General features: G+C 72.6%; 17 protein-coding genes. 5 read left to right on the top strand and 12 right to left on the bottom strand.

All coding sequences use genetic code 11. The features are described 5' to 3' along the window. Positions 1–53 precede the first annotated feature (53 nt). Positions 54–563 (top strand): LGFP repeat-containing protein, encoded by a 510-nt coding sequence (locus AC068Z_RS05280; protein ID WP_478552499.1) that lies wholly within the window; start codon positions 54–56, stop codon positions 561–563. A gap of 42 nt (positions 564–605) precedes the next feature. Here AC068Z_RS05280 and AC068Z_RS05275 read toward each other — a convergent pair whose 3' ends face one another. The 6 genes from AC068Z_RS05275 to AC068Z_RS05250 are packed head-to-tail and all read right to left on the bottom strand — an operon-like array spanning position 606 to position 14,783. Next, the gene (locus AC068Z_RS05275; RefSeq protein ID WP_478552497.1) at positions 606–6,572 is read right to left on the bottom strand and encodes a hypothetical protein; all 5,967 of its coding nucleotides are present in this window, start codon (positions 6,570–6,572) and stop codon (positions 606–608) included. Between the two features lie 31 nt (positions 6,573–6,603). After that, a complete protein-coding gene (locus AC068Z_RS05270) occupies positions 6,604–9,135 on the bottom strand; it encodes a hypothetical protein (RefSeq protein WP_478552495.1) in 2,532 nt (843 codons plus the stop codon). 40 nt (positions 9,136–9,175) lie between these two features. Continuing rightward, positions 9,176–12,043 (bottom strand): DUF6603 domain-containing protein, encoded by a 2,868-nt coding sequence (locus AC068Z_RS05265; RefSeq protein WP_478552493.1) that lies wholly within the window; start codon positions 12,041–12,043, stop codon positions 9,176–9,178. Between the two features lie 6 nt (positions 12,044–12,049). Continuing rightward, positions 12,050–13,123 (bottom strand): WD40 repeat domain-containing protein, encoded by a 1,074-nt coding sequence (locus tag AC068Z_RS05260; RefSeq protein ID WP_478552491.1) that lies wholly within the window; start codon positions 13,121–13,123, stop codon positions 12,050–12,052. A 29-nt stretch (positions 13,124–13,152) separates the two neighbouring features. Continuing rightward, the gene (locus tag AC068Z_RS05255; RefSeq protein ID WP_478552489.1) at positions 13,153–13,491 is read right to left on the bottom strand and encodes a hypothetical protein; all 339 of its coding nucleotides are present in this window, start codon (positions 13,489–13,491) and stop codon (positions 13,153–13,155) included. An 8-nt stretch (positions 13,492–13,499) separates the two neighbouring features. Next, positions 13,500–14,783 (bottom strand): hemopexin repeat-containing protein, encoded by a 1,284-nt coding sequence (locus tag AC068Z_RS05250; protein ID WP_478552487.1) that lies wholly within the window; start codon positions 14,781–14,783, stop codon positions 13,500–13,502. Positions 14,784–14,910: 127 nt separating this feature from the next. On the opposite strand from AC068Z_RS05250, the gene AC068Z_RS05245 reads away from it, so the two are divergent. Beyond that, positions 14,911–16,122, top strand: a complete 1,212-nt coding sequence (locus AC068Z_RS05245; protein ID WP_478552485.1) for a DUF2235 domain-containing protein — start codon at positions 14,911–14,913, stop codon at positions 16,120–16,122. Positions 16,123–16,558: 436 nt separating this feature from the next. Here the strand turns inward: AC068Z_RS05245 and AC068Z_RS05240 are convergent, their stop codons facing one another. Genes AC068Z_RS05240 through AC068Z_RS05230 form a run of 3 tightly spaced genes read right to left on the bottom strand, consistent with a single transcriptional unit; the run spans position 16,559 to position 18,953 of the window. Next, positions 16,559–17,323: a peptidoglycan-binding protein gene (locus AC068Z_RS05240; RefSeq protein WP_478552483.1), complete on the bottom strand. Its 765-nt coding sequence runs from the start codon at positions 17,321–17,323 to the stop codon at positions 16,559–16,561. A 29-nt stretch (positions 17,324–17,352) separates the two neighbouring features. Next, complete coding sequence (locus tag AC068Z_RS05235) at positions 17,353–18,231, bottom strand: peptidoglycan-binding domain-containing protein (protein WP_478552482.1); 879 nt, start codon at positions 18,229–18,231, stop codon at positions 17,353–17,355. Then, the gene (locus tag AC068Z_RS05230) at positions 18,150–18,953 is read right to left on the bottom strand and encodes an AfsR/SARP family transcriptional regulator (RefSeq protein ID WP_478552480.1); all 804 of its coding nucleotides are present in this window, start codon (positions 18,951–18,953) and stop codon (positions 18,150–18,152) included. The genes AC068Z_RS05235 and AC068Z_RS05230 overlap by 82 nt, the downstream gene beginning before the upstream one ends. A 159-nt stretch (positions 18,954–19,112) precedes the next feature. Here AC068Z_RS05230 and AC068Z_RS05225 point away from each other — a divergent pair, with 159 nt between their 5' ends. The 3 genes from AC068Z_RS05225 to AC068Z_RS05215 are packed head-to-tail and all read left to right on the top strand — an operon-like array spanning position 19,113 to position 21,319. Then, positions 19,113–19,910: a hypothetical protein gene (locus tag AC068Z_RS05225; protein ID WP_478552479.1), complete on the top strand. Its 798-nt coding sequence runs from the start codon at positions 19,113–19,115 to the stop codon at positions 19,908–19,910. Between the two features lie 9 nt (positions 19,911–19,919). Next, positions 19,920–20,600 carry a peptidoglycan DD-metalloendopeptidase family protein gene (locus tag AC068Z_RS05220; RefSeq protein WP_478552477.1) on the top strand — a complete coding sequence of 227 codons (681 nt, stop codon included), beginning with the start codon at positions 19,920–19,922 and terminating at the stop codon, positions 20,598–20,600. 38 nt (positions 20,601–20,638) lie between these two features. After that, entirely contained in the window at positions 20,639–21,319 is a 681-nt protein-coding gene (locus tag AC068Z_RS05215) for a hypothetical protein (RefSeq protein WP_478552475.1), read from the top strand. Positions 21,320–21,328: 9 nt separating this feature from the next. Here the strand turns inward: AC068Z_RS05215 and AC068Z_RS05210 are convergent, their stop codons facing one another. From AC068Z_RS05210 to AC068Z_RS05200, 3 genes are all read right to left on the bottom strand, one after another. Continuing rightward, complete coding sequence (locus AC068Z_RS05210; protein WP_478552473.1) at positions 21,329–22,189, bottom strand: thermonuclease family protein; 861 nt, start codon at positions 22,187–22,189, stop codon at positions 21,329–21,331. 181 nt (positions 22,190–22,370) lie between these two features. Beyond that, on the bottom strand, positions 22,371–23,645 hold the full coding sequence (locus tag AC068Z_RS05205) for an ABC transporter substrate-binding protein (protein ID WP_478552471.1): 1,275 nt from the start codon (positions 23,643–23,645) through the stop codon (positions 22,371–22,373). Next, positions 23,642–24,718, bottom strand: a complete 1,077-nt coding sequence (locus tag AC068Z_RS05200) for a branched-chain amino acid ABC transporter permease (RefSeq protein ID WP_478553715.1) — start codon at positions 24,716–24,718, stop codon at positions 23,642–23,644. Before AC068Z_RS05200 ends, AC068Z_RS05205 begins: the two co-directional genes overlap by 4 nt. Positions 24,719–24,752 lie beyond the last annotated feature (34 nt).

The raw sequence follows: 24,752 nt of genomic DNA, 5'->3' as shown, positions 1-24,752 counted from the left end.
GTACGCAGTGCCCCCGGCGCTTCCCACTCCTCGAGGCCGCCCTGGAGGGTGACATGACTGCCATCGACGAAAAGTGGAATCAGATCCAGTGGATCGGCGTGCCGTTCGACGCGGGAGCCGGAAGCCACGAGGGCTCGAACCCCGACGGTCGCGGTACCTCGCGTGACTTCGAGCACGGCTCCATCTACTGGTCCGCCGGGACCGGCGCCCACGAGGTGCACGGGGACATCCGAGTCAAGTACGCCCAGTGCGGCGGATCGGGCGGCTTCCTCGGCTATCCGGTCACGGACGAGTTGGGCTGCCCCGACGGCACGGGCCGCTTCAACCACTTCGAGGGCGGCTCGATCTACTGGACCCCGCAGACCGGTCCGCATGAGGTGCACGGCGCGATCCGCGACCAGTGGGCCGGAATGGGCTGGGAGAACAGCTTCCTCCGGTACCCCACCTCGGACGAGGGCGGCTCCGACTCGCAGCGCGTCAGCCACTTCCAGGGCGGTCACATCACCTGGTCGGCGTCGGCGGGCGCGGTCGCACAGCGCAGCACCCGGTTCGACGACCACTGATCGACAGAGCCGCCCGACTCACGCCCCGAGGGCCCGCGTTCGTCACGGCCATGGCTCGGTCGGCCGTACCGTGTCGAAGGCCAGGCCACTCGCGCTCTCCCCGGTGCCCGCGGTCTTCTCTCTGCGCACCCAGCTGTGCCAGGAGCCGTCGGACCAGCGGGCCAGGACCGGGCGGCGGGCCACCAAGGCGCCCTCGCGCGGTACTTCCTCCTCGTGCAGCCACAGCCCGGGCGTGATCAGCCGGCCCTCGGGGCGTGAGTCGAGGCCCGGGCCGGTGAGGGTGGCGAGGCGGAAGCGGATCCGGCCGGGCCGCACCGGTTCGGGGACCAGGGGGAACCAGTAGTCCGGGACGATGGACTGGACCGCGTACGCGGCTACGGTGCCGGGGCCGGGTACGGCCGTCTCGGGCGGTGCGTTGCGGGCCCAGTGGTCGCGCCGGTCGACCGGTTCGCCGCGGCCGTCGGTGTAGTGGTGCTGAACGGCCCAGGCGAGGTTGGCCAGTTCGTCGCGGGCGAGGAGGACCCGTTCGAGGGGCTGTCCCGGCTGGCCGCGTTCGGAGGGCAGGATCAGCAGCCCGGACGCGGCAGGGTGGTCGGGGTCGGGGCTGTTCAGGGTGAACATCGCCCAGGACGGGTCGTCGCGGCCGGCCCGCTCGATCAGATGGTGGCGGCCGAAGACGTCCCGTACGAGGAGCCGGTTCAGGACCGTCAGCGAGGCGGTCGGCACCTCCAGCGGCACCAGGAACCAGTCGTTGCCGAAGACCGTGGCGAACGAGATCAGCAGCAGCCGCCCGGTGTCCAGCGTGGACACGTCAGCCGCGCTGAGGTCGACGCGCGCGTCCTCCATCTCCCAGAAGCGGTCGGCCGGCAGCCCGCCGTACCGCACCGTCGACGGCAGGCCCTCCTCCGCGAACGCAAAGCTCTGTCCCGCCGGTGCCGCCTCGGTGTCGGGGTCGGGGTGGACGTCGAGGGAGTACCAGTCCAGGCCGTCGCCCTGGTACTCCTCGGCCCGCAGGACCGTGCCGCCGGCGGACAGTTCCGCCGCGTACTCGCCGCGGTGCGGGTCGAAGCAGTCCGGCCCGCGCTCGGCCGGTTGGGCCGCCCACCACAGCCGCCACCGCGCGGCCACGTCGCCCAGGCGCGGGTCGGGTCCGGCGTCGAAGGTGCCCGCGTCCAGCGCGGCCGCCACCGCGGCGGCGTCGGGCAGACCGCCGTCCAGCAGGCCGACCAGCCCCGCGCCCGGCTCCCCCGTGGCGAGTCGGTGCGGAGCCAGGGCCGTCAGCGCGGCGGCGAGCAGTCCGGCGTCGTCGGACATGCGCAGCAGCGCGGCGCCGCCCTCGGCGCGCAGCCGCTCGTCGACCTGGACGGGCTCGTCCTCGATCTGGGTGTCCAGCGGGCCCTGGCCGAGGTCGTAAGGCACCCAGTCGGTGGCCCCGCCGGGGCGCCAGGCGTCGATGGGCGCGCTGCTGCCGCTCATCCGCACCACGGCCGGGGATCCGGCGTCCTGGGCGGCGAACTCCCCGAACTGCCACTGCCGGGTGAGCAGCCACAGCGGGTCGTGCACCCGCGCGGCGAGGCCGGCGTCGACGTCGGAGGCCCGGTGTCCCGGCTCCAACTGGAACGGACCGTCCGGGTCGGTGTCGTCCCGTTTCGACTCGATACTCGCCAGCGCCCGGCCCGTCGCGCTGTGCTGGGGGATACGGATGCCGGGGAGGAGCGAGTTCCACGGAGCCAGGTCCTGGTGGTCGACGGCGCGCAGTTTGGCCAGCTCCAGGGTCTCCCGCAGCACCTGCATCAGTCCGTCGGAGGTCCAGCCGCGGTCCAGGTCCGGGGGGACCGCGAGGAGCACACTGTGCGGCGCCTTGGCGTCCGGGCGGTCGTAGTGGAAGGCGACGCCCGTCAGTTCGGTCTCCGGGGCCGGCTCGGGTCCCGGCGGGGGCTGGTCGGAGCCCGGGAGGAGTTCGATCCACTCGTCCAGGACGAGACCGGTGACCTGCGCGTCCGGCGCGATGTCGGCCGGTGCGTGCCAGACGAGGTGGGTCGTGGCGGGCGGGCGCTGCCCGGCGGGAAAGGAGCCGCCGATCCACGCGTCGCCCTCGGCCGTGGGGTGCTGGACCGCGCGCAGCCGTTCCATCCGCCCGGCTCGGTTTCCGGCCAGCAGCAGTGTCTCGTGCAGGGTGCGCACCGTGGGGCGTACGGCCGCGTTGCGCCGCAGCCAGTCCTCGATGTCGGCGCCGGGCAGGTTGCCGCGGCCCGCCGGTGGCGGGGCCGGGGCGGTGAGCGCGGGCAGCAGCGGGAGGTCCGCGCCGAGCACCGCGGCCAGCGTCGTACGCGCCCGCGCGAGCCAGGCGTCGACCGGCTCCTCGGCATCCGGCCCCGTGGCCAGCGCGCGCACCTCCTCCTGGACCGGGTGCCCGTCAAGCGGATGGCTGACGGCGAAGGCGGCGAGGCGGGTACGGAGTTGTGCCGTGTCGAGGGTGCGCTCGGCCGCGCCGTCGAGCAGATGCGACGGCAACAGCGGTTGTGCGGTGGCCAGCAGGGACCGGATGCGGGCCGCCCGGCCGTGCAGCCCGTGCCACCCCGGTCCGGTGAAGGTGACAGCCGTCTCCGGGGGGACGGCCGTCACGCCCTGAACGGCCCTGCGCAGCGCGGCCGGTTCGGCGGCCGCCGCGTCCAGTACGGCGCTCAGGGCGCCCAACCCGAGCTGGTCCGCGCTGAGTTCGAAGGGGCGGGGCTCCGCCTGGGGGTCGCCGAGGTTCCCGGCGAGGGTCCAGCCGGTGGCCGGGCCGAGCAGATGGGCGACCCAGGACTCCAGCGCGGGTTGCAGCTCGGCGAGCGGGTCGGCGGGCCAGCCTGTCGGGGCGGTCGGCTTGGCCGGGAGCAGCGCGGCCGTGCGGTGGGTGAGGGCGCGGGCCCGGTGCGGGGTGCGCAGCACGCGGAAGGTGTCCGGCACGTCCTCGCCACGGCCGAGGGTGTCGGCGGTCAGGCCCGCGCGGATGGGGTTGCCGCCCACCAACTGGTGGACGCTCTCGGCCAGTACAAGGTCACCGACCGCGTCGAGCGCGTCGGCGAGGTCGTCCAGCAGCGGCCTCACGGCGGCCCGGTCGCTCTCGTCGCCGACGCCGGCCAGGTCGGGCGCCCCGGCCCCGGCCCGTGCGAGGGCCATGCCGTCGACGACGTTGCGGGCGGAGATCGCCTCCGCGCTGCGGGCCCACAGGTCCGCGGTCTCGGGTTCCTGGGCCGGTGTCCCGGACACGACGGGCAGCGGGAAACGGCGGCGGAACCCCTCGATGAGGTGATCCAACTCGGCGTCGTGCAGGGCACGTTCAAACCGGTAGCCCAGCAGCGAGCCCAGGTTCTGGCCCTGCCGCACACCGCCGAGCAGCCAGCGGGCGACCCGGGCGCGGCGGGAAGTGAGGCTGACGGCGTAGCTCTGTTCGTCGGGGTTGCCGAGGAATCCGGACCGCAGGACGGCCGCCGTGGCCGCGTGGTGCAGTGAGGGCGCGTGGATGTAGCCGTCCTTGCCGGACAGTTCCACCGTGGTCGACTCGTCGTCCAGTTCGATCTCGGACTGTTCCCTCGGCACCGGCGGGCGCAGGTTCTCCACCCAGCCGTAGCAGCCGAACCGCACGCCCTCGGTTCCGGACGCCCGCAGTTCGGCCAGGCGCTTCGACGCCAGTGAGGTGATCCAGGCGTCCAGGCGGTGCGAGTGGACGTCGATGACCTCCAGCAGCAGTTCGGGCAGCCGGGTTACCGGTACGGCGGCCAGGGTCCGCAGGGCCTGCTCCAGCCGGGGCAGCGCGGCCGCGGCGTGGGAAGCGGCGGCGACGCGTTCCGCGCGCTCGCTCTCGTCCAGGCCCTCCAGCACGTCGGCCACGAGCTGGTCCACGTCGCCGGTGACGGCGAGGGCCTGGCGCAGGGGATCGCCGGCGGGGTCGAGGTCACCCAGGAAGGTGGACCAGTTCGGCAGGAACAGCAGGGCGTCGAGCACGCCGCTCATGTCCCGTTCGGAATCGGGGACTTCCTCGGTTCCCTCCTCGTCGACCGGCTCCTCCCCCTCCGCGGGCGGTTCCTCCTCCCCCACCGGCTCCTCGGCCAGGGCGGGGAGGTCGAAGAACGTACTGGGCCGGGGCGGGGTCTCCCGTCCGGTCGACAGCTCCACCGGCCAGGCCAGGTCGTAGGCCTCGGCGGCCAACTCCCCCGCCAGGAACGTCCGTACGGCGGCCAGGTAGTCCGCCGTGGCGGTCGCCCGGGCCGGGAAGGCCTCGGCGTCGGGGGTCAGCCGGGTGACGAACTCCGGGACGCCGGTGGCCTCGTCCAGGCCCCAGCCGAGCGAGGTCGAACCGTTGCTGATCGTCGTCCAGCGGGCCAGGCCGTCGGGCGGCAGACCGGGCAGGCCGAGAAGCGCGGGGGGTGCGTCCAGCGGCGTGAACGGCACGGCGCGTCCCGGCCCGCTCATCCGGGTCATCTCCAGACCGGTGGCCACGGGCAGCCGCTGCAGCGCCTCCACCGCGACCCGGTCCACGGGCTTGCCCGGCTCGACGCGGGGGACCGTCACCTCCTCCTCGCCGTCGTCGTGCACCACGCGCTCGTCCAGTACCGCCCGCCAGCGTTGCCGCAGCCGCAGCAGCCAGGGCGCGATCACCCCGTCGACGTCGTCGGCGCGGACCGCGCGCCAGTCGTCCAGCGCGGTCACCGGCAGGACGCCGTACGGCTGGCGGCCGACGCGCAGCATGGGCAGCGGTCCGCGCCCTCGGACGTGTTCGGCGAGGTGGTCACGGACCGCGCGCCAGGGTCCCTCGGGGGCGACCCCGCTGGGCTGTCTGGTGCCCAGGTCGATGGTGGTCAGCGCGGCCTCGGCGAAGCCCTTGCCCAGCGTGGGCCAGGTGAGCAGGGTCAGCGCGGCGACGGCCGAGGGGGCGGCGTCGGTGGCGCCGGGGCAGCCGCGCAGGAAGCCGGGGTCCGGCAGGCCGAGCGCGGTCGCGAGGGTGTCGGCGACCGGCCGCTCCCCCTGCTCCGGGTCGGGATCCGGGCCGGGGTAGGCGGGGGCCGAGGACCAGCCCGAGCGGGAGCGTGGGGTGTTGTTGGTGGCGGTGCCGGAGGGCAGCAGGCCGAGGCCGCCGCCGTACCGGTGGCCGTGCAGCAGGTCGCGCAGGCGGGCCGCGCCGGCCGCGGGCGCGTCGTCGCGTACCCCGACGACCAGCAACTGGTCCAGGTTCTCGGTGTTCTCGGGCGGGACGATCAACTCGACGCCCATGCCGGCCTTGACCGCCTCGAACCAGTCGGTCTCCCAGCCCTCCTCCTCGGCGCGCAGCAGACCGATCGGCAGCGGGTCGGGCACCGGACGGCCCAGTTTGTCGACGACGATCCGGCCCTCGAACAGACCGAGGAAGCGCCAGCGTCTCGGCATCGCGACCGCGTGCGGGCGGTGCTGCTGGGGGTCGTCGGAACGCGTCACGGGCGCCGGGGCGCCGGGGCGGCAGGCGCGGACCGCCCAGGAGGCACGGGCCGGGCGCAGCTTCGTGAGCACGTCCTGCCAGGCCTCGGGGCCGGGGTTCTGCCAGTACGCGGTACCGGCGGCGACCTCGGCGGGGGTGAGCGCGGGCTCGAACCGGGACAGCAGGATGTCGTCCGGGTAGATCCGCACCCGCAGGGTCTTCGGCTCCCACCAGATGGTCTCCACCCGTACCGGCAGCAGCGCGATGGGCGCGGTGTTGTCGTCGGGGAACAGTGCCTCGCCCTCCGCCAGGGCCTGGTTCAGCTCCTCCTGTGCTCCGGCGGCCAGGCGGTTCAACTCCTCTGCCCGGGTCTGGAGTTCCGGCAGCGCCGCCTCGGCCGCGGCCAGCGCGTCGGCCGCGGTGGGCGGGAAGGGGGGATCCGGCAGGCCGGCCTGGACGTGCGCCCGCAGGCGGCGGACCACGGCTTCCTGCTCGTCGGCGAGGGCCTGCGCGGTGTCCGCTTCGGTGCGTGCGCGGTCCAGCTGCGCGCGGGCGGCGAAGGCGTCGGTCATGTCCCCACTGCTCCTGTCCTCGGCACGGTGGTCAGCCGCCCAGCAACGTGGTGGCACGGAAGGCCAGTTGGAACGGCTGCTGGAAGGCGATACGGGCCATGTCGGCCGCGTCCCGGGCCCAGACCGGTGGATCGGGCTGGGTGAACTGGTTCGGCGTGCCGTCGGGCGGCCGGCCGAGCTGGACGCATCGGGTGGGCTCCACGTGGACGCCCTGCCAGGTGAGGTCCGCCCAGGTCTTCATCGTGGCGGGTTGATCACCGGTGTCGAACCCGAACTGGGTGCCCCGCATGGGTTCGCGGAACACGAAGAACCAGTCCTCGGCGCGGGCCCGCTCCTCGTCCAGGTCCGCGAACAGGTACAGGACGGTGGACTCGTCCAGCGCCAGCGCGGTGGCCGGTACGCCGTCGAAGGCGGCCGGCAGTCTGCCGTCCACTCCGCGTACGGCGAGCAGGGCGGTGCCGGGGAAGCGGCGCAGCAGGTCGCCGCGCACGAGCATCGCGAGGTCACCCTCGCCGCCGGTGCGCAGCTGACTGCCCAGGGGGGCGTCGGACGGCCACAGGGCGATCTCCTCGACGTCCGCGCCGGCGCCGGGCCAGAACCGGGCAAACGGGGTGCCGCGCTGGTCGGTGGGGAACTCCCGCCACAGCAGCTCGCGGTTGAACTCGTGGTTGAGGCCGACCAGTAGCGCGGCGATGAACTCGGGGTTGGTCTCCAGCAGGGTCACCGAGTCCTGCGGCAGCCCGCCGATGCCCGGCAGCGCCCAATCCGGCCAGCGGGCCAGCAGTTCCTCGGCGATCGGTACGGTGAACCTCGGGTGGGCCATGATCGGCCGCAGTGGCCGGTCGTCCTCGGCTGTGCGCCGGGCCCAGAAGTCGGCGGGGATACGGTCGGCGAGGCGCAGCAGTTGCAGCCGCACCGGGCTGAGTCCGGCGCGCAGTTCACCGGGCAGGCCGGCCTCGGGCTCATCGTCGCTGATCATGTTCAGGGATCGGAGCTTTCCCGTGAGGAACGACCCGGTCGGCGGCGGCTCGGCGCCCTCGTCGGCCGTCACCCGCTGGACCCGCCGGGCCAGCGCGCCGTTGGCGCGGGTCAGCCGGGCGAAGGAGGTACTGGCCGTGGCGGCCGGCAGGTCCGGGGCCTTGGCGAGCATGGTGGCCAGCGTGGTCGGCTCCGCGTCCGGCTGCGTGGCGGACACGGGCACGCGCCCGCTCACCGGTGCCATGACGGTGACCAGGTCGGCCGCGTCCAGCGGGTCGAGGTGCTTGCGCTGGGCCCGCTCGGCGGCGACGGCCGCCAGCTCGCCCGCCGCCAGCAGCCGGTTGGCCTGCCGGATCTCACCGACCTGCTCCCAGGCCCGGGCCATCAGGAACTCCTGCTCCAACTGCACATAGCGGCAGCCGAGTGCGGCGGCGACCCGTCGGCGGACCTCGACGTTGAGGGTGTGCATCCAGGTGCCGGGCGCGGCGGGCACGGTCTGTTCGCCCGTGTGGTGGCTGCCGTACAGCGGTGGGGCCACGGCGGCGACGTCCCGGTCCTCGACGGGTTCCTCCTCGGGCACGGGCTCGCCTCGGAGCAGGGCCGGTGCGTCGACCCGTTCGCGGATCAGCGCCCGGAACCGCTCCTGGGCCGCGGGGTCGGACCAGGCCTCGGGTGTCGTCGTGCCGGGCGGGCGCAGCGCGCCGTCCATGGCGACGGTGGCCGGGCCGGTGCTCTCCTCGGCGGGCCAGGGGCGGCCGACGTCGATGGTCCGGGTGCCGAGTCCGGACTCGGCGGCGGGCCGGAAGCGCAGCCTGCGGGCGAGTTCCTCGAAGGTGCCCGCCTGTCCCGTACGGAAGGTCCACGAGTGGTAGACGGGCAGGTCGACGGTGTCCCGGCCGGGGACCGGCCAGGCGTCCGCGGTGGCCGGTCCCTGGGGCGTGACCCTCAGGCCCGCGTCCCGGCCCGCGGCGGTGGCGGGCACCACGGCGGCGATCCAGCCGCGGTTCGGGGCCAGCCGGCGCGGGCACAGCAGCCGTCCGACGACGCCCGCGGAGTGTTGGCGCACGCCCTGTTCGACGAGCCGCCGCGCGCTCTCGCCATCGGTGACGTCGTCGGGCAGCCGTGCCTCGACGTGGGTCCAGGCCCATCGTTCGGCCAGTGGCGGCAGCGCGGCGACCGGGGCGGTGAGGACGGGCAGCGGGTTCCCGGGGCGGGGTGGTGCGGCCTCGTCCTCGGCGAGCACAATGAGCGCGAGCCAGGGCTGCGGGGTGGGCCCGCCCGCGGTGGGCACCGTCCCCGGGGACAGCAGCCAGGGCAGGTCGGCGTGCGCCAGCTCCACGCTCGCCAGCACGTTCTCCGCCGCGTCGGGTGTGCCGGGCGGCGGCTCCTCGCGCAGCACCATCGAGCGGTCGAAGCCGAGCACGTCGCCCGGTCCCACCAGCGACAGGGTCGGTCCCGTCACCTCCGGCTCCTCGCGGCGGCCGTCGATGTCCCGGAAGAACCGCACCGCCGTGCGCAGTTGCTGCCCGTCGGCCGAGGCGGCGGCACCGACCCGCGCGGAGGAGAAGAACCAGCGTGTGCTCATACGGCGCTCCCGAGGGGCCGGTGACGGGTGCGGGGCGCTGTCATCGGCCCACCTCCCAGCTCTCCAGGAGCCGCAGTGTCTCCTGCGGCTGGTCGAGTCGGCCGCTCACCGCCTGCCAGGCGTCGGCGGTGGCGTCGACCATGGTGACGTCGTCCAGCAGTGGCGCCAGCGAATCGGCGGCGGCCACGCTGAGCTTGGCGGAGCGCACCTTGATGGCCGCTTCCGGCGTACGCCACCGTTCCAGTCGTTCGGCCGCGCTGACCGCGAAGACCGACTCGAGGCGGAACAGCCCCGGCCAGAGGGAGAACTCCCGCTCGGGCAACCGGGGTTCGTAGCCGGTCTCGTAGCCGTCGTCTACGCGGTGGCCGGTGCCGACCGCGACGCCCTCGGTGCGCGCCTGCAGCCCGCTCGCCCGGGTGATGAAGGCGGGCTCGCTGAGCTGCGCCTCCTCGTTGAGGTCGAAGAACTCGCCGGGCACGAACCGCTCGGACAGCGAGGGCAGTCCGGCGGCGGCCTGCGTGGTGCCGAGGGTGATCTCCTTGATCGTCCAGGTCTGTGCCGGTACCGGCCGTCGCTCGAACCGGGAGATCGGCACACCCAGCGGGACCACGCGCTGGGTGACGCGGAGGGTGGCGTCGGGGTGCACGAGGGTGCCCTGGTTCAGCTTCTCGTTCGCGTCCCGGGTGAACACCAGCGCGGTGCGTTCGGCGGCCGGCCGCTGCGCGGCCCAGGCCTTCGACTGCGCCAGTTCGGGGGCCAGTGCCTCGATCGGATGGCGTCCGGCCTTCTGCGCGACGGCGGGCGGCGAGCCCCAGCGGATGTCGAAGTCCAGCTCGACGTCCCAGAACAGCACCGAGATGCTGCCGGTGCCGAAGGCGTGCCAGGGCGCGGGTCCCTCCAGCGTGAAGTCCAGGGCGATCCCGGCCAGTCGGCGGCCGAAGGCGCGCACCGCCACTCCGGCGCGTACGTGCACGGAGAACGCGAACACGGGGTCGAAGACGAACAGCGCGTCAAGGCCGAGCCAGCCCGTCACCCCGCAGCCGGCGATCGTGGCGTTCAGCTGGACCTGGCCGCCGAACATCACCGCGTTGGAGGTGACGGCGAAGTAGGCCTCCATGCGCAGTCCCCAGCCCTGGCCCGGGGCCAGGTCCACCTGGAGCCGGTTCAGCGCGGGGACCCGCGCGGGGCGGGTGTAGCGGGGGTGGAAACCGCCGGCGGACAGCACGAACTCCGGCTGCCGGCCGCCGCGTACGAGCAGATACAGCTCGCCGCGCACCGCGAGGCCGACGATCCAAGAGCCGGACAGCGACACCAGCAGTTCGACGAGCGGTTCGGCCGGTTCGATCCGGCCGAGCACACTGGCCTGGAGGCGGATGAGCGGTACGGCCGGGTCGGGCAGCCCGACCAGCAGCCGTCCCAGCAGCAGAGCGCGCGCCGGTGCGGGCAGTTCCAGGATCAGCGCGCCGGACAGCGACACCATCCGGCCGCCCCAGTTGAGGCGGATCATCGGCCCGACCAGGAAGCGCCCGGACGCCACCGGGAACGCCGAGCCCAGCGAGCCGATGATCTCCTGGGCGCGTTCCACCGCACGGTCGGGGAAGAGCACATGATCGGCGTTGCCGTCGCCGACGAGCTGCTGCAGCGAGGTGACGTCCGCGCGCCGGTTCACCCCGACCAGACCGCCGACCGCGTCCAGCGCGAAGCCCAGGCCGAGTTGGATGCCGGGGGTCGGGAACTGGGCCGAGAGCAGCGCCAGGAAGCTGGTGGGGGCCTTGCCGTCGGGCGGCCGGAACAGGGCGACCGCCTGGACGCGCAGCACGCCGAGGTCGATGGAGATCAGACCGCCGTACCCCTGATCGGGGGTGCGCCGGACCAGGCCGCCGCCGGAGACGGGCGGCACTTTCAGCTCGGTGCCGATACCCTCCGGGAACAGTTCGCGCAGCCGGCTCGGGTCGAGGCCCGGGCGGCTCGACGGGGCGAACGTGACGGGCAGTTCGATGCCGGCGCGCTCGAGGTGGACGCTCAATGGCAGGCCCGGAAGACCGGCGCTGGCCGACACCGACAGGGCCAGCCGTGGCTCGCCCCCGTCGGAGGTCAGCTCCAGGGACGCGCCCCGGCTGGACACGGCCGGGGCGTTCAGCCGGAACGGGAGGGGGACGTTGAGGCCGCCGGTGCCGGTGAAGCGCAGGCCGCCGGTCCGGTCGGCCCGCAGCACGATGGGCGCGGGCGGGCCCGACATCGGGCTCGCCCCGCCGATGCCGAGCAGCCGGGCCAGTGCGGCCGGCAGTACGGCGGCGGTGAACCCCTGCAGCTCCAGCTCGGCGGCGGCCGGGGTGCCGGGTTCCGAGGTGACGGTGAGCGCGATGCCGTCGACGCTCATGCCCGGCCCGTCGGTCATTCCGGCGGTGAGCTTGCCGGTGCGGCGCAGCCGGATCGTGGCGCTTGCGTTGGGCGGTTCGGGCGGCAGGACCGGTACCGGTCCGGCGGCGATCGTCGCCTCGGTGGTCCACGGTCCGTGGGCCGTCAGGGGCAGCGTCAGGGTCGCTCCCGGGGTGACCACCACGTCGAACACCGGTCCGTCCGGGGTCACTCCGAGGACGGCGCGCCCGGCCGGGTCGGTCAGGACGAGGGCCACGCCGAGCGGGGCGCCGGGCTCCCGCCGCCAGCCGTGCAGCCGTACGGGCGAGGCCCCGTCGAGGTCCCCGAGCGTCTCGCGGACCAGTTCCACCAGCGAGTTGCCGGGCGGCAGCTTGTCGTGCACGGCGAGCAGTCGCCCCGCGAGCTCGGTGCCCGCGGCCGAGGGGTCCTCACCGACTTCGGGCAGCGAGCGGACCAGGCCGGCCACGGCGTCCGCGGCCAGCGCGCGCAGTTGGCCGGCGACCTGCTGAAGGAGTACCTGCGGGTCCATGGCGGCTCACCCCTGGCCGGTTTCGCCGTTGTCGATCACCAGCGCGCCGTTCATGGTGCCGACGCCGAGCCAGCGGCCGTCGGGGCTGAACTTCAGCGCCAGCACCTCGTCGGTGGAGACGGTGTACAGCTCCTTGCCCTCCAGGTTGAACAGCCGTACGACGTTGTCGATGGAGGCGCTGGCCGCGTGCTTGCCGTTGGGGCTGAACGCGACGTGGGTGACGGCTCCGAAGCTCTGGTCGTCCGGGGCGCCGGGGGTCAGTTTGGGCGCGCGGCCTTTCTCGATGCCGGCGTCCGCGTCCAGGACCCGGGCGAAGCCGTCGGCGCCGCCGACCACGGTCCACTTGCCCTTGGGGTCGAACGCCAGGCAACTCGGCGCGGTGACCTGGTCGTCGATGTCCTCCGGGGTGGGCCACACCTGTTTCCCGGTCTGCGCCTCGAACATGCGGGTGGTGTCGTCCGCGGCGCAGCACAGCACGGTCAGCCCGTCGGGACTGAACGCGACGGCGAAGACGGCGTCCTTCGGGGTGAGTCGGCTGATCTGCTTGCCGGTGGCCAGGTCGTGCACCCGCGCGGATCCGGCGTGCTGGTGGTTCCCGCCGTGGCGTTCGTCGACGGCCAGCGCGATCCGGGTGCCGTCCCGGCTCAGGTCCACGTCGGCTATCAGCGGCGGGTCGACGGTGATGCGCTGCTTGATCTCGCCGGAGGCCTGGTCGAGTACGGCGACCAGGGTGTCGGTGACCGCGACGATCCGTCCGTCGGGGGCGAACCGCACGGTGTTCACCGAGTTGCCCGGGGCGAGCGGTCCCTGCCAGAGGGCCGTGCCGGTGTTGCTGTCCCGCAGGAACACCTGCTCGAAGTCGGCGACGACGATCCGGGTGCCGTCCGGGCTGAAGGCGATGCCGGTGACGGATCCGTTGGTGGTCACCTCCAGCGGGGGCGGCCCGATGCCGATCGAGCGCACCCGCAGCTTCGTGTCGCTGCCGCCACTGGCGAAGCGCTTGTTGTCCGGGCTGAAGGCGACGGCCTGGACCGTGCCGTCCTGGTGGGCGCGGAGTGCGACGGTACCGGGCTCGCTCATGACCGGTTCCTCCTCATGCCGGAGTGTGTCTAGCCGACCGGCAGTGAGACGTCGAACGTCGCGCTGCCGCCGCGCACGGTGACGGTGACCGTCTCCGGTACGAGACCGGCCGGGTTGTCGAAGCGGTACAGCGCGTATGCGTTGGCGCCGGTCATCTGGACGGCGGGAAGCGGACCGGGGGCGGGCGCTTCCGCGATGCTCAAGGACTGTCCGCCGGCGAGGAGTTCGACGGCGACGTCGGTGTCCTGCAGGTCCATGGGCTGCTCAACCGCGATGGCCACGTTGACGCGCACCGACGTGCCGGTCACCTCGCTCAGGGAGGGGTAGACCCAGAAGTCGCCCGCGCGTCGGGGGGTTTCGTCGTTCATGGGGCTCCTCACGGCACCTGGCAGTTGACGGTCCACTCGCGGGTGAGCAGGACCCTTCCGCCGTTGCACACGTCGATCAGCTGTCCGCGGAAGTCGACATCGATCTTGAAGAAGGTGCCGGGCGATCCGACACCGCCGGGCGTGTCCCGGCCTGCGTACTGCTCTCCGGAGCGCCGCTTGATCAGATACATGTCGTTGAGATTCCCGTTCCCGACCGCGGCGTTCCGGTGTCCGTAGTCCAGGTCGACGTGGAAGGGGTTGGCCGGGCTGGACGCGGCCTGTCCGTCCTCGATGAAGTGATCGTCGGTGGAGCCCGGTGCCGGCCGGGCGCGCATCAGACGGGGCGTCGGAACGCCGTTCTCCTTGGTGATGAAGCGCACGGGCTGGCCGTTCACCTCGAGCTCACCCCGGATGTACTGCCGGTATTCGCCGCATGCGGGAATCGAAGGATCTGCGTGGGCGAACACCGCGTGCATCTCGAATTCACCGCCGCAGCGCACGTCCGGCTGCGTGCGCTTGCTGCAACTCACCAGCCTAGCCGGAATGTCCGCGCTCGCCACATCAGCCTGCAACCACTCGATCACCTCGTCGATCGGGCCGGTGAACCCAGCCCGCACCAGCTCCGGCCACTTTCCCGGCTCGGTGATCGGCAGGGGATAGCCAGGCCGCACCTTCTCGTTCCGGATGTCGTAATTCAGGTACTGGCCGCCCTTGAAGAAGTACGCCGTCCCGTTGCCCCAGTTGACGGCCGCGTCCACGCCGGATGCGAATGCGGCAGGGAAGTCCGGCCAGCCCTCGGAGATGTCGCGCGGGTAGACGGCGTGGTCGACGGAATCGGTCTCGAGGTCGTACCGGACGTATTTCGGGCCCTTGAAGAAGAACACGCGACCGTCTCCCCAATTGATCGCCGCGTTCATTCCGGCGGCGAAGGAGGCGGGCAGCGCGGGCCACTGCGAGGCCGTGTCGTGGGGGTAGAAATCCGCGTCAACCGTGTCGTTGGTGGCGTCCCAGCGGACGTATTGCGAGCCCTTGAAGAAGTACACGAAGCCGTCCGGCCAGTTCACCACGGCGTCGACGCCGTGGGTGAAGGAGGCGGGCATCGCGGTCCACGCCTCGGCGACGGCGCGCGGGTAGACGTCATGGTTGACCGACTCCGCGCCGGTCACCGGGTCGATCTCGTAGCGGACGTATCTGCCGCCACGGAAGAAGAACACCGTCCGTGCCTGCGCCATGGTCGCTCCTTCCCGGGCGTCCACGTGGCGGTCGGCGACCAGCACGTAACGCACCGTCATGAGAGTAGGGGAAGGGTGGCGGTGCGACGAGGATTCGGCCCGTGGCGGTCGCGTGGCGTGGCCCTCCGTGTGGTGCCAGCATGGAAGTGGTGCTGGGCGCCGCTCCGCTCTCGTGGGAGGGAATGCCATGGCCAAGCGACTGGTCGTCTGCTGCGACGGCACATGGAACTTCGCCGACCAGCCGAGCAAGACGAACGTCGCCAAGGTCGCCCTGTCCTTGATCCCCGGCACCGCCGGTGGCAAGGAGCAGCGCGTCTACTACCACAGCGGCGTCGGCACCCAGCGGCGCGAGCGCGTGCGCGGCGGGGCCTTCGGCGTCGGGCTGTCCCGGAACGTCGTCAACGCCTACCGCTTCCTCGTCGAGACCTACGAACCCGACGACGAACTGTTCCTCTTCGGCTTCAGCCGGGGCGCGTTCACCGCCCGCAGCCTGGCCGGACTGATCCGCAACGGCGGCATCCTGCGCCGGGACCACGCCGACCGGATCCCCCAGGCCTGGGCCCTGTACCGGGACCGGATCGAGCAGCCCAACGGCGCCGCCGCCACGTTGTTCCGCCGCTCCTACGCGCGTGAGACGGAGATCCGCTTCATCGGGGTGTGGGACACCGTCGGTGCGCTCGGCATCCCGATGCCGAGCGCACCGTGGCTGCAGCCGTACGCGGGGCGGTTCAACCGCCGCTGGGCCTTCCACAACACCGAGTTGAGCAGCTGGGTCGGGGCGGCCTTTCACGCGCTGGCCGTCGACGAGCAGCGCTCGGCGTTCCGGCCGACCCTGTGGCACCAGCAGCCCGGAGCCGACCGGCAGGGCCAGGAACTGAAGCAGGTGTGGTTCGCCGGGGTGCACTGCGATGTCGGCGGCGGCTACAAGGAGACCGGACTGTCCGACATCCCCCTGCTGTGGATGGTCGATCAGGCCCGCAGATACGGTCTGGAGTTCGACCTCGACGCCCTCAGCGCGGCGGGACCCAAGGTGATGCGCCCCGAGGAGAGCACCGAATTCCGCGTACGGCCGGACAGTTCGGGGATGCTGCACTCCTCACGCAACGGCATGTACCGCCTGGCCAAGCCGCTGCACCGGCCGATCGGCGAAGCGGCGAACGACAAGGGCGAACCCGACGGCAACGAGTTCCTGGCGGTACCGGCCAAGGAGCGGTACGACCGCGATCCGGGCTACCGGCCGCCGCGGCTGGAGGGGTATCTCGGCGCCCAGGAGCGGATACGGCTGGAGCCGGTGCTGCTGCCGGACCTCGCCGCCGGGCTGCCGCCCATACCCCCCGTGCCGTCCGGACCGGAGGCCGCGGCGCCGCAGCCGCCCGGTGAGCTGCCCCGGACCCCGTGACAGCACGGTCCGGACCGTCCGAGAGGCCCGGACCAGTACGCCGCCGCGGGCAGCACCAATCTGAACTTCCGCTCCCACACCACGGATTCGGAGCTGCATCTCGGGGTCCTCGACACGGACCTGGCCGACGGCACCATGGGCGGCGCGCCGCACCGGGCCGGGGTGTCCGTCCGTGACCTGCGCGCACAGATCTGGGGCGAGCACCTCAACGAGGACCCGTCCCTGCACCAGGACCCGCTGGCGGGCCTCGCGCGCATGCCCACCGCGGGCGGCAAGACCGCCTGGCGCCGATCGTGCTCGGCCCCCTGGCGCTGCCCCTCTCCCTGTACCGGACATGGACCTCGGCGTCGTCGCCGACGCCATCCCCAATCCGGAGTCGTTCCTGCGCGATCTGCTCAACCCGCACACCGTCTGCTGAGGACAGCGGCGGACCGCTCTACACTCCGTCCACCCGCCAGCCCTTCGCCTGCAGGGCGGCGGCCAGCGCGAACAAGGTGTCGCCCGCGCACACTCCGTCCTGCGGCAGACCCTGGTCGCCCTGGAACGCACTCACCGCGGCCCGGGTGCGCGGACCGTCGAGTCCGTCGATGCGGCCGGGGTCGTAGCCGAGGGCGGTCAGGCCCTCCTGGATGCCGCGTACGGAGCCCAGGTGGAACACCTTGGGGCCCACCTCACCCCCGGGTACCGGCGGTGTGCCGTCCTGAGCGAAGGTCACGGGGGCGACGGTGTCCGTACCGGTGATGCTCAGGAGGAACTCGTTCAGGTCGACGCCCCGGTACTGGCCGCCCGGCGCGCCGCCGACGATCTCGACGAGGGCCCAGTGGAGGTGCGTGGCGGTCCCGCCGCTGCGGCAGACGGTGCCCAGCGGATCGCCCCGGCTGACCGAGCTGCCGACGTCCAGCCCCGGCGGGACCCCGGTGATGTGGGTGAAGTAGCCGCCCATCATGTCGTTGTGGGCCCGCATGAACAGCTGGGCCCCGTACACCTTGGGTGTGTCCTCGGCCGGACGGTGGGGGTTGTGGCGGGTGATGTGCGCGTCGAAGGCGGCGCGGACGAGGGTTCCCTCGGGGGCTCCGAAGTCCATGCCGTACTGCTCGTACCAGTGCGGTGGCTGGTGGCCCCCGACGTTCGGGCCGCCGAGGTCGGTGGCGCCGGTGCCGGGCTGGAAGGGGCCGGAGAGGTCGATGGTGAAGGCGGACATGGCGCGCTCCCTCGGTGCCTTGTCGTCGGTCAGGGTACGAACACGGCGAAGCCCAGGCCCGAGAGCTGGGCAGCTAGGGCGGCCACCGTGTCGGGGTCATTGAAGGCGCCGTTCTCGCCGAGGCCGGCGGCCGACTGGAACTCCTTGACCTTGCCCTGGGTGCGAGGGCCGTCGACGCCGTCCTGCGTGAGCGGTTTGAAGCCCAGGGCGAGCAGCGCCCCTTGGACGCCGAACACGTCCGACACGTCCAGGGCGATCTGCTCCGGGGACAGGCCCTGGTCCTCCACGGCGCGGGCGAGCAGGAAGTGGGCCCGGTCGAGCTTGTTGCGGATCCTGATGGTGCCGACGTCCGGCTGGAAGCGGCATTCGTCGGCGGCGCCGACCCAGTTGCGGCTGCCCACATGACCCTGGAACTTGGGGAAGCGGAACATCGGGCCCATGCCCCAGGCCATGCTGAGCGTGGCGAGCTGGGCGTTGGCCGGCCAGGAGGCAAACTCCCCGAAGCCCGTCCGGCCGAGGAGCACCGACTCCATCTCGTCGAGCTTCTCGAACACGTGCCGGTCGATCTCGTCGTTGGTGACGTGGAGCCGCGTCAAGGGCGGCGCGAACTGGCGGTGCCCGAGCGGGGCGAGGTCCAGACGGGACTTCACGGTGTCCCACTCGGCGGCGACCTCGTCGGACGACGCCTCCGATCCGACGTCGTTGACGAGCCAGCGCAGCCTGTTGGCGGCGGCCAGGGAGGCGGTACGTTCCGGGTCCGTCGGTGCGGAGTTGTCACGGGCCGTCTGGTCGATCTTGTTGCCGATGCCGGTGCTCACATACCCCTTCACGTCCAGGTACATGAAGTTGACGCGCCCTTCGAGGGGGTCGTTGAAGCTGATCCAGTAGTCGCGAACGCTCTGGTGCATGGTGCCGCCTTCCTGTCCGGGTTTCCCGGCCGCACCGGCAGCATCCGGGCGAACGCCGGTGAGGGCTCGACGCCCAGTTCCTCCTCCAGGAGACGGCTGAACGCCTCGTAGTGGCGCACCGCCTCGCCGATGTTGCCCTCCGCGAGATGCGCCGAAACGACGGCCCGGTGCGCGCTCTCGCGCAGCGGCTCCGCCCGTACGCTCGCCCACGCCGCCTCCATCGCCAGGGCCGGTCTGTCCTGGCGCACCAGGGCCTCGGCGAGGGCGTCCAGGGCGTGCAGGCGGAGCTGCCGAAGCCGCTCACGCTCCATCAGGACCCAGTCCTCGTCCCAGCCCGGCAGCAAGTCCTCTCCCGTCAGCAGGCCGAGCGGCGGGCGGGCACCGAGCGGCGGGCCGCTGCCTTCCACGATGCCGAGTGCGGTCCGGGTCAGGGCGTGCACGTCCACCCGCAGGGCCGGGGCGACGATCAGGGCGTCCCCGCAGCAGTCGATGAGGGGCGGCTCGCCCCGCGGCAGCTTCCACAGGGTGGTGCGCAGGCTGCCCCTGGCGTGTCCCTCGGTGACCTCGGGCCACAGGGTGCCGGCGAGGACTGTGCGGCACACCCGCCCGCGCAGCGCCATGAACGCCAGCAGCCGCTGGCCGTTGCGGCACAGTTCCACCGGCTCGGCACCCAGTTCCAGACGGAACTGGCCGAGCAATCGCAGCCTGGGGGGAGCAGACACCGACTTGACCGCCTCACGAGCAGTGTGCCGCCCGGGCGCGCCCTCCGACAGGGCGTGTCGTCACCAGTTTCGGCTCCGCGTGCACACTCCGCAACTCGAACACCCGCCCGTGAACCCGCCGATGACGGCACGGTGACGCCGCGCTGACGCCGTTTCCGTATGTTCGAACAGAGCGGATCCGCCCGCTCGGTCACCCCACCACGTCGACTCAACGGGTTCGTCATGGTCGCTCTGCCCACGGTCCAGTTGTCCAACGTCCGCTTCGGCATGCGGAACGACGACGTGCGCGTCGTGCAGCAGGCCCTCATCAAGCGGGACCGCCGGATTCCCGACGGCGCCACCGGGCTGTTCGGTGAACAGACCAAAACCGCCTACCGGGACGAGCAACTCGCCCAGGGTTTCCGGGGAGCCGACGCCGACGGCATTCCGGGCCCCACATCGCTGGCCGAACTCGGCAGGCTCAGCGGCCTGTTCCGCCTCGACGACGGGCCCGTGCAGCCGGGCGGCGCGGGAAAGCTCGCCCTCACCCAGGTCACCTTCCGCGACCCCCACGACAAGGCCGGTGAGGCGGCCATGCGGGTCTACGCGCGCAAGGCCTGCGAACTGACCGGGATGGACCCGGAGTTCGGAGTCCCGGCGCTGGCCACCATCGCCAAGCGCGAGTCCGCCTCGAACCACCCGAGGTTCCGGGTGAACACGACGGACATGAACGCGCGCGGCCGGAAGGTCGCCGACGGGCACCCGCTCAACTGCTCCCGGGGTGCCACGCAGTGCATCCCGGCCACGTTCGCCACCTTCCACCAGGCGGGCACCGCCACCACGCCGTACGACGTGGTCGCCTGTATGTGCGCCACGGTCAACTACGTGCGCCACCGCTATCGCGTGAACCAGTCCGGCTCGAACTTCGCCGCCCGCGTCCAGCAGGCCGATCCACGCCGGGCGCCCCACTGGTACTAGGAGTCCCCCATGGCCGCTGAGTCCGTCATTGTGTCCAACGTCCGGTTCGGGAAGAAGAACGACGACGTGCGCGTCGTGCAGCAGGCCCTCGTCAAGCGGGGCCACAAGATCGACAAGGTGACCGGCCACTTCGGCCCCCAGACCAAGAAGGCGTACGAGGCAGAGCAACGCAAGCAGGGCTTCCGCGGAACCGACGCCGACGGTGTACCGGGTCCCACGTCCCTGGCCAACCTCGGCCGCCTCACCGGCATGTTCCGCGTCGCCGGCGAGCCGAAGCGCGCCGGCAAGGGCAAGGTCGCCTCACCCGTGCCCGGGCACAGGGTCACCTTCGGGTTCTTCCAGCGCGGTCCCTACGCCTGGAAGCCCGACGGGTTCGGCCGGCACACCGGGCAGGACTTCGCCGCCATGTCCGGTGTCCCGGTGGTCGCCGTACGCGGCGGGAAGATCGCCTGGTCGAACGGCCAGGGCGGCGCGTACGGCCAGTGGATCGGCCTCGCCGCGGACAACGGGCACGTCTACACCTACTCCCACCTCTCGCAACGCCAGGTGAGGGCCGGTCAGCGAGTCGCCGCCGGCCAGCAGCTCGGCAGGGTCGGCAGCACGGGCAACTCCAGCGGTCCGCACCTGCACTTCGAGATGTCGAAGGGCTCCTCCTGGGCCTACGGCAGTGTCGCGAAGCCCACTTGGTGAAGCAGTCCGCCCGGTCAACCAGCGAAAGAGGCACCGGCATGACACAGCGCAATCCCCACCCGGTCCCGCGGGAGCCCGGCACGATCGTGCCCGCCGAGGTGAGGGGCTGGCAGAAGGGCTACGACGCGGGCATCAGCTCACCGCCGGACGTACCGCCGACACCGAGTGTCCGGCACACCGGCTTCATGCACGCCTGGGCCGAGGGTGCCGCCGCGGGTAATGCCGACGGGCGTACCGAGGGCTGGCGTTGGGCGTACTTCGACGGGGGTGCGGTGCCGCAGCCCGGGGACGCCGGCTCGTACGGGCCGCGGGCGAGCGGTGAACCGGAGGCCGACTTCGCGCAGAGCTGGGCGTGCGTGGGGGAACGGCCGCTGCGGGTGCTGCTGGCGCTGTTCGCCCCGGGCGACGAGGCGGAGGACGGACTGGTCGGCCGTACGCTGGCACGCGCCTGTGCGGACAAGGGGGTCGCGCGGCTGTACCTGCCCGTCCGCACCTCGTCCCGGGGGCCCGCCGCCGAACCGACCGGAGACGCGCTGCTCGACGCGGGCTTCCGGCACGGTTCGGTGACCGAGTCCCTGGCCGAGGCGGCCCCCCAGGCCCGCCCGGAGGTGCAGACACGCGTGCCCCACTTCGGTGCCCTCGTGCGCTACACCCCCGCGGCCGAACATCACTTCTTCGACCTGCTGCCCCTGGCCGGCCAACTGGCCCGGCGGATGTGACCGCGCGCGTCAGGCGTCCTCGAAGAGCAGGTCCTCCGGGGGATGCGTCATCCGGATCGTCTGGCCGTTGGTGACCTCCACGACACGGTGCAGGCCCACGCACCGCTCACCGGTGGACAGGATCGAGAAGCGGTCGCCGACACCCCCCAGGAAGGCCGGAGCGCACGCCAGTGGCATGTCGAGCCGGAGGTAGTCCACGAGCCGGCGGAACAGCTTGGGCAGGACCAGGACGTCGTCCGTCAGCGAGGACAGGCCGGTGATCTTCGCACCGGAGAGGGTGGCGTCGTCCGGCCACAACCCCCGGCCCTCGTCCCGGGCCTGCTGAGTGACGGTGGCCAGTTCCACCCGCAGCGTGGTGAACAGGGTGCGGTAGAAGGTCGGGTAGGCGAGGCCCTGCGTGATCAGGTGGTGGTTGACCGTCGTGCGCAGCACGGCCTCGTCGACGTCGATCTCCAGACCGCTGGTGCCGGGGCCCGTTCCGCGTCCCGCGAGCGCGATGCAGCGGCCGTGGACGTCGGCGCCGCGCGTGAGCACGAAGCCGGGCACGGTCTCCGGGGTGGTCGCGGTCACGGTCTCGTCGGGGCGGTGCTGGACGTCGGTGAAGCCCAGCCAGCGCAGCAGTTCGTCGCGCGCGGCATGGGCGGCCGCCAGCGGCTGATGGACCCGCTTCGGGCCGTAGTGGGTCTCGGGCGCGTCGACCGCGTCCAGCCGCAGCTTCGCGCGGCCCGCGGCGCTGTGCTCGACGGCGCGCCCGCGCCCGCCGCCGACGAGGCTCCACTGGGTCGGGTCGTCGGCCGTGAAATGAACCGTGTCCCCGTCCGGCTGCGAGCCCTTGATGTCGTAGAAGCCCTGGATCAGAAGCATGGGCATGGCGACTCCTCAACCGTGCGACGGTGCTCGATGGCGTCGAAATGCCCCCGATTCCGATGGTGCACCCGAATCAGGGGTTCCGCACCCGCGAGGGGTACGTCGAGCGCCGGCGCCGTTCCCCGGCCGTGCCGCCGCGCCCGGTCCGCGGTGCTCACGGCACCGCGGACCGGACGACGAACCGTCAGGAACCCTTCGAGGCCAGGTACTCCTCCACTCCGGGCGCCTCGTGCGCCTCCTCGACGTTCACCATGGCGCCCACGGCCTTGGCGTCGGGCTTGAGCACATAGGTGGACGAGCTGGCCGGCTTGGCCACGTCGGAGAAGTTCTGCGGGGTGCCGAGCCCGGCGTCGGCGTTCGTCTGCGAGCGGTGCGCGGCGACCACGTCCTCGCGGGCGAGGCTGCCTCCCTCGCAGGCCTTCTTCAGATCGGCGCCCATCAGCTGGGCGGCGTTGTAACCGGAGAGCACGCCCGAGTCGACCAGCTCGCCGGGGTACTTCTTCTGGTAGGAGGCGACCATCTTCTTCACCCCGGGCACGTCCGAGCTGACGGCGGGGGCCGCGCTCACCACGTTCAGCATGGCCTCCAGAGCGGCCGCCGCGGGCGTCTTCATGAGCTGCGGGGCGTATCCGGGGGCGTTGCTGACCACGGGGACCTTCAGCCCGCGGGAGGCGGCGACGCCGACCAGCGAGGCGGTCTGGGCCGGTCCGGCGCTGATCAGGATCGCCTTGACGCCCGCCTTGCGCAGCGCCGAGACCTGGGCGGACAGGTCGGTGTCGGTGGCCTTGATCTTCTGGTCCGCGACCTTCAACCCGGCCTTCTTCGCGGCCCATTGAGAGCCTTCGAGGGCGTTGGCGCCGTAGTCGCCCTCGAAGTAGACGTGCCCGATCGTGTCGCCCTTCTTGAGGCCCTTGGTGCGGGTGAGGAAGTCGACGGCGGCGATCATGTCGAGGTCGTAGGTGGTGCCGAGCACCTGCACGGAGTCCTTGCCGAGCAGGGAGGCCGCCCAGGCCTGCGGGAAGGTGAGCACCTTGTCCCGCTCGATGTCGTCGAGCAGCGCCGCGACCACGGGCGAGCCGATGACCTGCGGAAGCGCCACCACGTCCTGGGAGATGTCGGCGTAGGCGGTGACCGCCTTCTGCACGTCGTAGCCGTGGTCCTTGACGACGATCTCGACCTTGCGGCCGCAGATGCCGCCCGCGGCGTTGGTCTCGTCGGCCCACATCTGCTGGGCCTGCACGATGGACTGGCCGAGGGTGGCGTAGGGGCCGGTCAGATCGGTCAGGGCGCCCAGCTTGATGGTCTTGTCGGTGACGCCGGGGCCTGCCTTGACGCCGTCGGCGCCGTCGGCGGCGCTGCCGTCGCCGTCCGCCTTGGAGCTGCATCCGGTGCCCGCGAGCAGCAGGGCCGTCAGGGCGGCGGCCAGGACCGTCCTGGTGCGGTGCGTGGGGTGGTTCACGGTGTCGGCTCCTTGGCTCGTACGGCTGAGGCGGTGGATTGGGTCGGGGGCGCGGGGTCCGCGTCCTTGGCGGCGGCCCGTCGGCGGTGCAGACGGGCGCGGGTCCGGCGGAGCAGTCCGTGCAGTCCGTCGGGGGCGAAGAGCAGGATCAGGACGATCGCCGCTCCGTAGAGGTAGCGGGCCGCCTCGGTCGGGCCGACGGCTCCGTCGGTGGTGCCGGGGGCGGCCACCAGGGGAAGCTGGTCGGCGTAGCGGGTCATCAGCAGGGGCAGCGCGGTGACGAAGACGGCTCCCGCGGTGGCTCCGGCCACCGAGCCGATGCCGCCGATGACGATCATGGCGAGGTAGTCGACCGAGAGGGCGAGGGAGAAGTAGTCCGGTACGACGCGGCGGAAGGCGAGGGCGAGCATCACCCCGGCCAGGCCCGCGTACATGGAGGAGACCACGAAGGCCGCCGAGCGGTAGCGGGAGACGTTGACGCCCATCACCGCGGCCGCGGTCTCGCTGTCGCGCAGCGCGACCAGGGCCCGGCCGGGGCGTCCGAGCCGCAGTCCGCGCGCGGTGAACCAGGTGAGCGCGAACAGGGCGAGGCCCAGGTACCACAGGCGTTCCTCGGCCCCGAACGGCACGCCCAGCACGGTCATTTCGGGGTCGGAGGCGGTGAAGGAGAAGCCGCCGAGCTCCAGCGGCGGCACCGAACGGCCGTTGAATCCGCCGGTGACGGAGTCCGCGGTGAGCAGGACGTGGTGGCCGAGGAACACCAGGGCGAGCGTGGCGACGCCGAGGTAGATGCCGCGCACCCGCCCCGCGACGGGGCTGAACAGGCCTCCGGCGACCCCGGCGAGGACCACCGCCAGGACCATGGCGAGGGCGGGCGGCAGTCCGGGACCCGGTTCACCGGCCAGCCAGACGTAGCCGTACGCCCCGACGGCGAGGAAGAAGGCGTGGCCGAGGGAGAGTTGGCCGGCCGTTCCGGACAGCAGGCCGAGTCCCACGGCTCCGACGGCGGCGGCCATGGAGAACAGGCCGATGCGCAGCCAGAAGGCGTCCAGGTAGAAGGGCAGCGCGCACATCAGGACGACCAGCAGGACGGTCCAGGCGCGGTAG

The organism is Streptomyces sp. NPDC043726, assembly GCF_056436565.1.
The sequence above is the reverse complement of the archived record's forward strand: the minus strand, read 5'-3'. Positions and strand labels throughout refer to the sequence as shown.

What these genes read in the sequence shown, in the direction of transcription:
- AC068Z_RS05280 (WP_478552499.1), top strand. Translation starts at nt 54, where the DNA reads ATGACTGCCATCGACGAAAAGTGGAATCAGATCCAGTGGATCGGCGTG.
- AC068Z_RS05275 (WP_478552497.1), bottom strand. Translation starts at nt 6,572, where the DNA reads ATGACCGACGCCTTCGCCGCCCGCGCGCAGCTGGACCGCGCACGCACC.
- AC068Z_RS05270 (WP_478552495.1), bottom strand. Translation starts at nt 9,135, where the DNA reads ATGAGCACACGCTGGTTCTTCTCCTCCGCGCGGGTCGGTGCCGCCGCC.
- AC068Z_RS05265 (WP_478552493.1), bottom strand. Translation starts at nt 12,043, where the DNA reads ATGGACCCGCAGGTACTCCTTCAGCAGGTCGCCGGCCAACTGCGCGCG.
- AC068Z_RS05260 (WP_478552491.1), bottom strand. Translation starts at nt 13,123, where the DNA reads ATGAGCGAGCCCGGTACCGTCGCACTCCGCGCCCACCAGGACGGCACG.
- AC068Z_RS05255 (WP_478552489.1), bottom strand. Translation starts at nt 13,491, where the DNA reads ATGAACGACGAAACCCCCCGACGCGCGGGCGACTTCTGGGTCTACCCC.
- AC068Z_RS05250 (WP_478552487.1), bottom strand. Translation starts at nt 14,783, where the DNA reads ATGACGGTGCGTTACGTGCTGGTCGCCGACCGCCACGTGGACGCCCGG.
- AC068Z_RS05245 (WP_478552485.1), top strand. Translation starts at nt 14,911, where the DNA reads ATGGCCAAGCGACTGGTCGTCTGCTGCGACGGCACATGGAACTTCGCC.
- AC068Z_RS05240 (WP_478552483.1), bottom strand. Translation starts at nt 17,323, where the DNA reads ATGTCCGCCTTCACCATCGACCTCTCCGGCCCCTTCCAGCCCGGCACC.
- AC068Z_RS05235 (WP_478552482.1), bottom strand. Translation starts at nt 18,231, where the DNA reads ATGCACCAGAGCGTTCGCGACTACTGGATCAGCTTCAACGACCCCCTC.
- AC068Z_RS05225 (WP_478552479.1), top strand. Translation starts at nt 19,113, where the DNA reads ATGTTCGAACAGAGCGGATCCGCCCGCTCGGTCACCCCACCACGTCGA.
- AC068Z_RS05220 (WP_478552477.1), top strand. Translation starts at nt 19,920, where the DNA reads ATGGCCGCTGAGTCCGTCATTGTGTCCAACGTCCGGTTCGGGAAGAAG.
- AC068Z_RS05215 (WP_478552475.1), top strand. Translation starts at nt 20,639, where the DNA reads ATGACACAGCGCAATCCCCACCCGGTCCCGCGGGAGCCCGGCACGATC.
- AC068Z_RS05210 (WP_478552473.1), bottom strand. Translation starts at nt 22,189, where the DNA reads ATGCCCATGCTTCTGATCCAGGGCTTCTACGACATCAAGGGCTCGCAG.
- AC068Z_RS05200 (WP_478553715.1), bottom strand. Translation starts at nt 24,718, where the DNA reads ATGTGCGCGCTGCCCTTCTACCTGGACGCCTTCTGGCTGCGCATCGGC.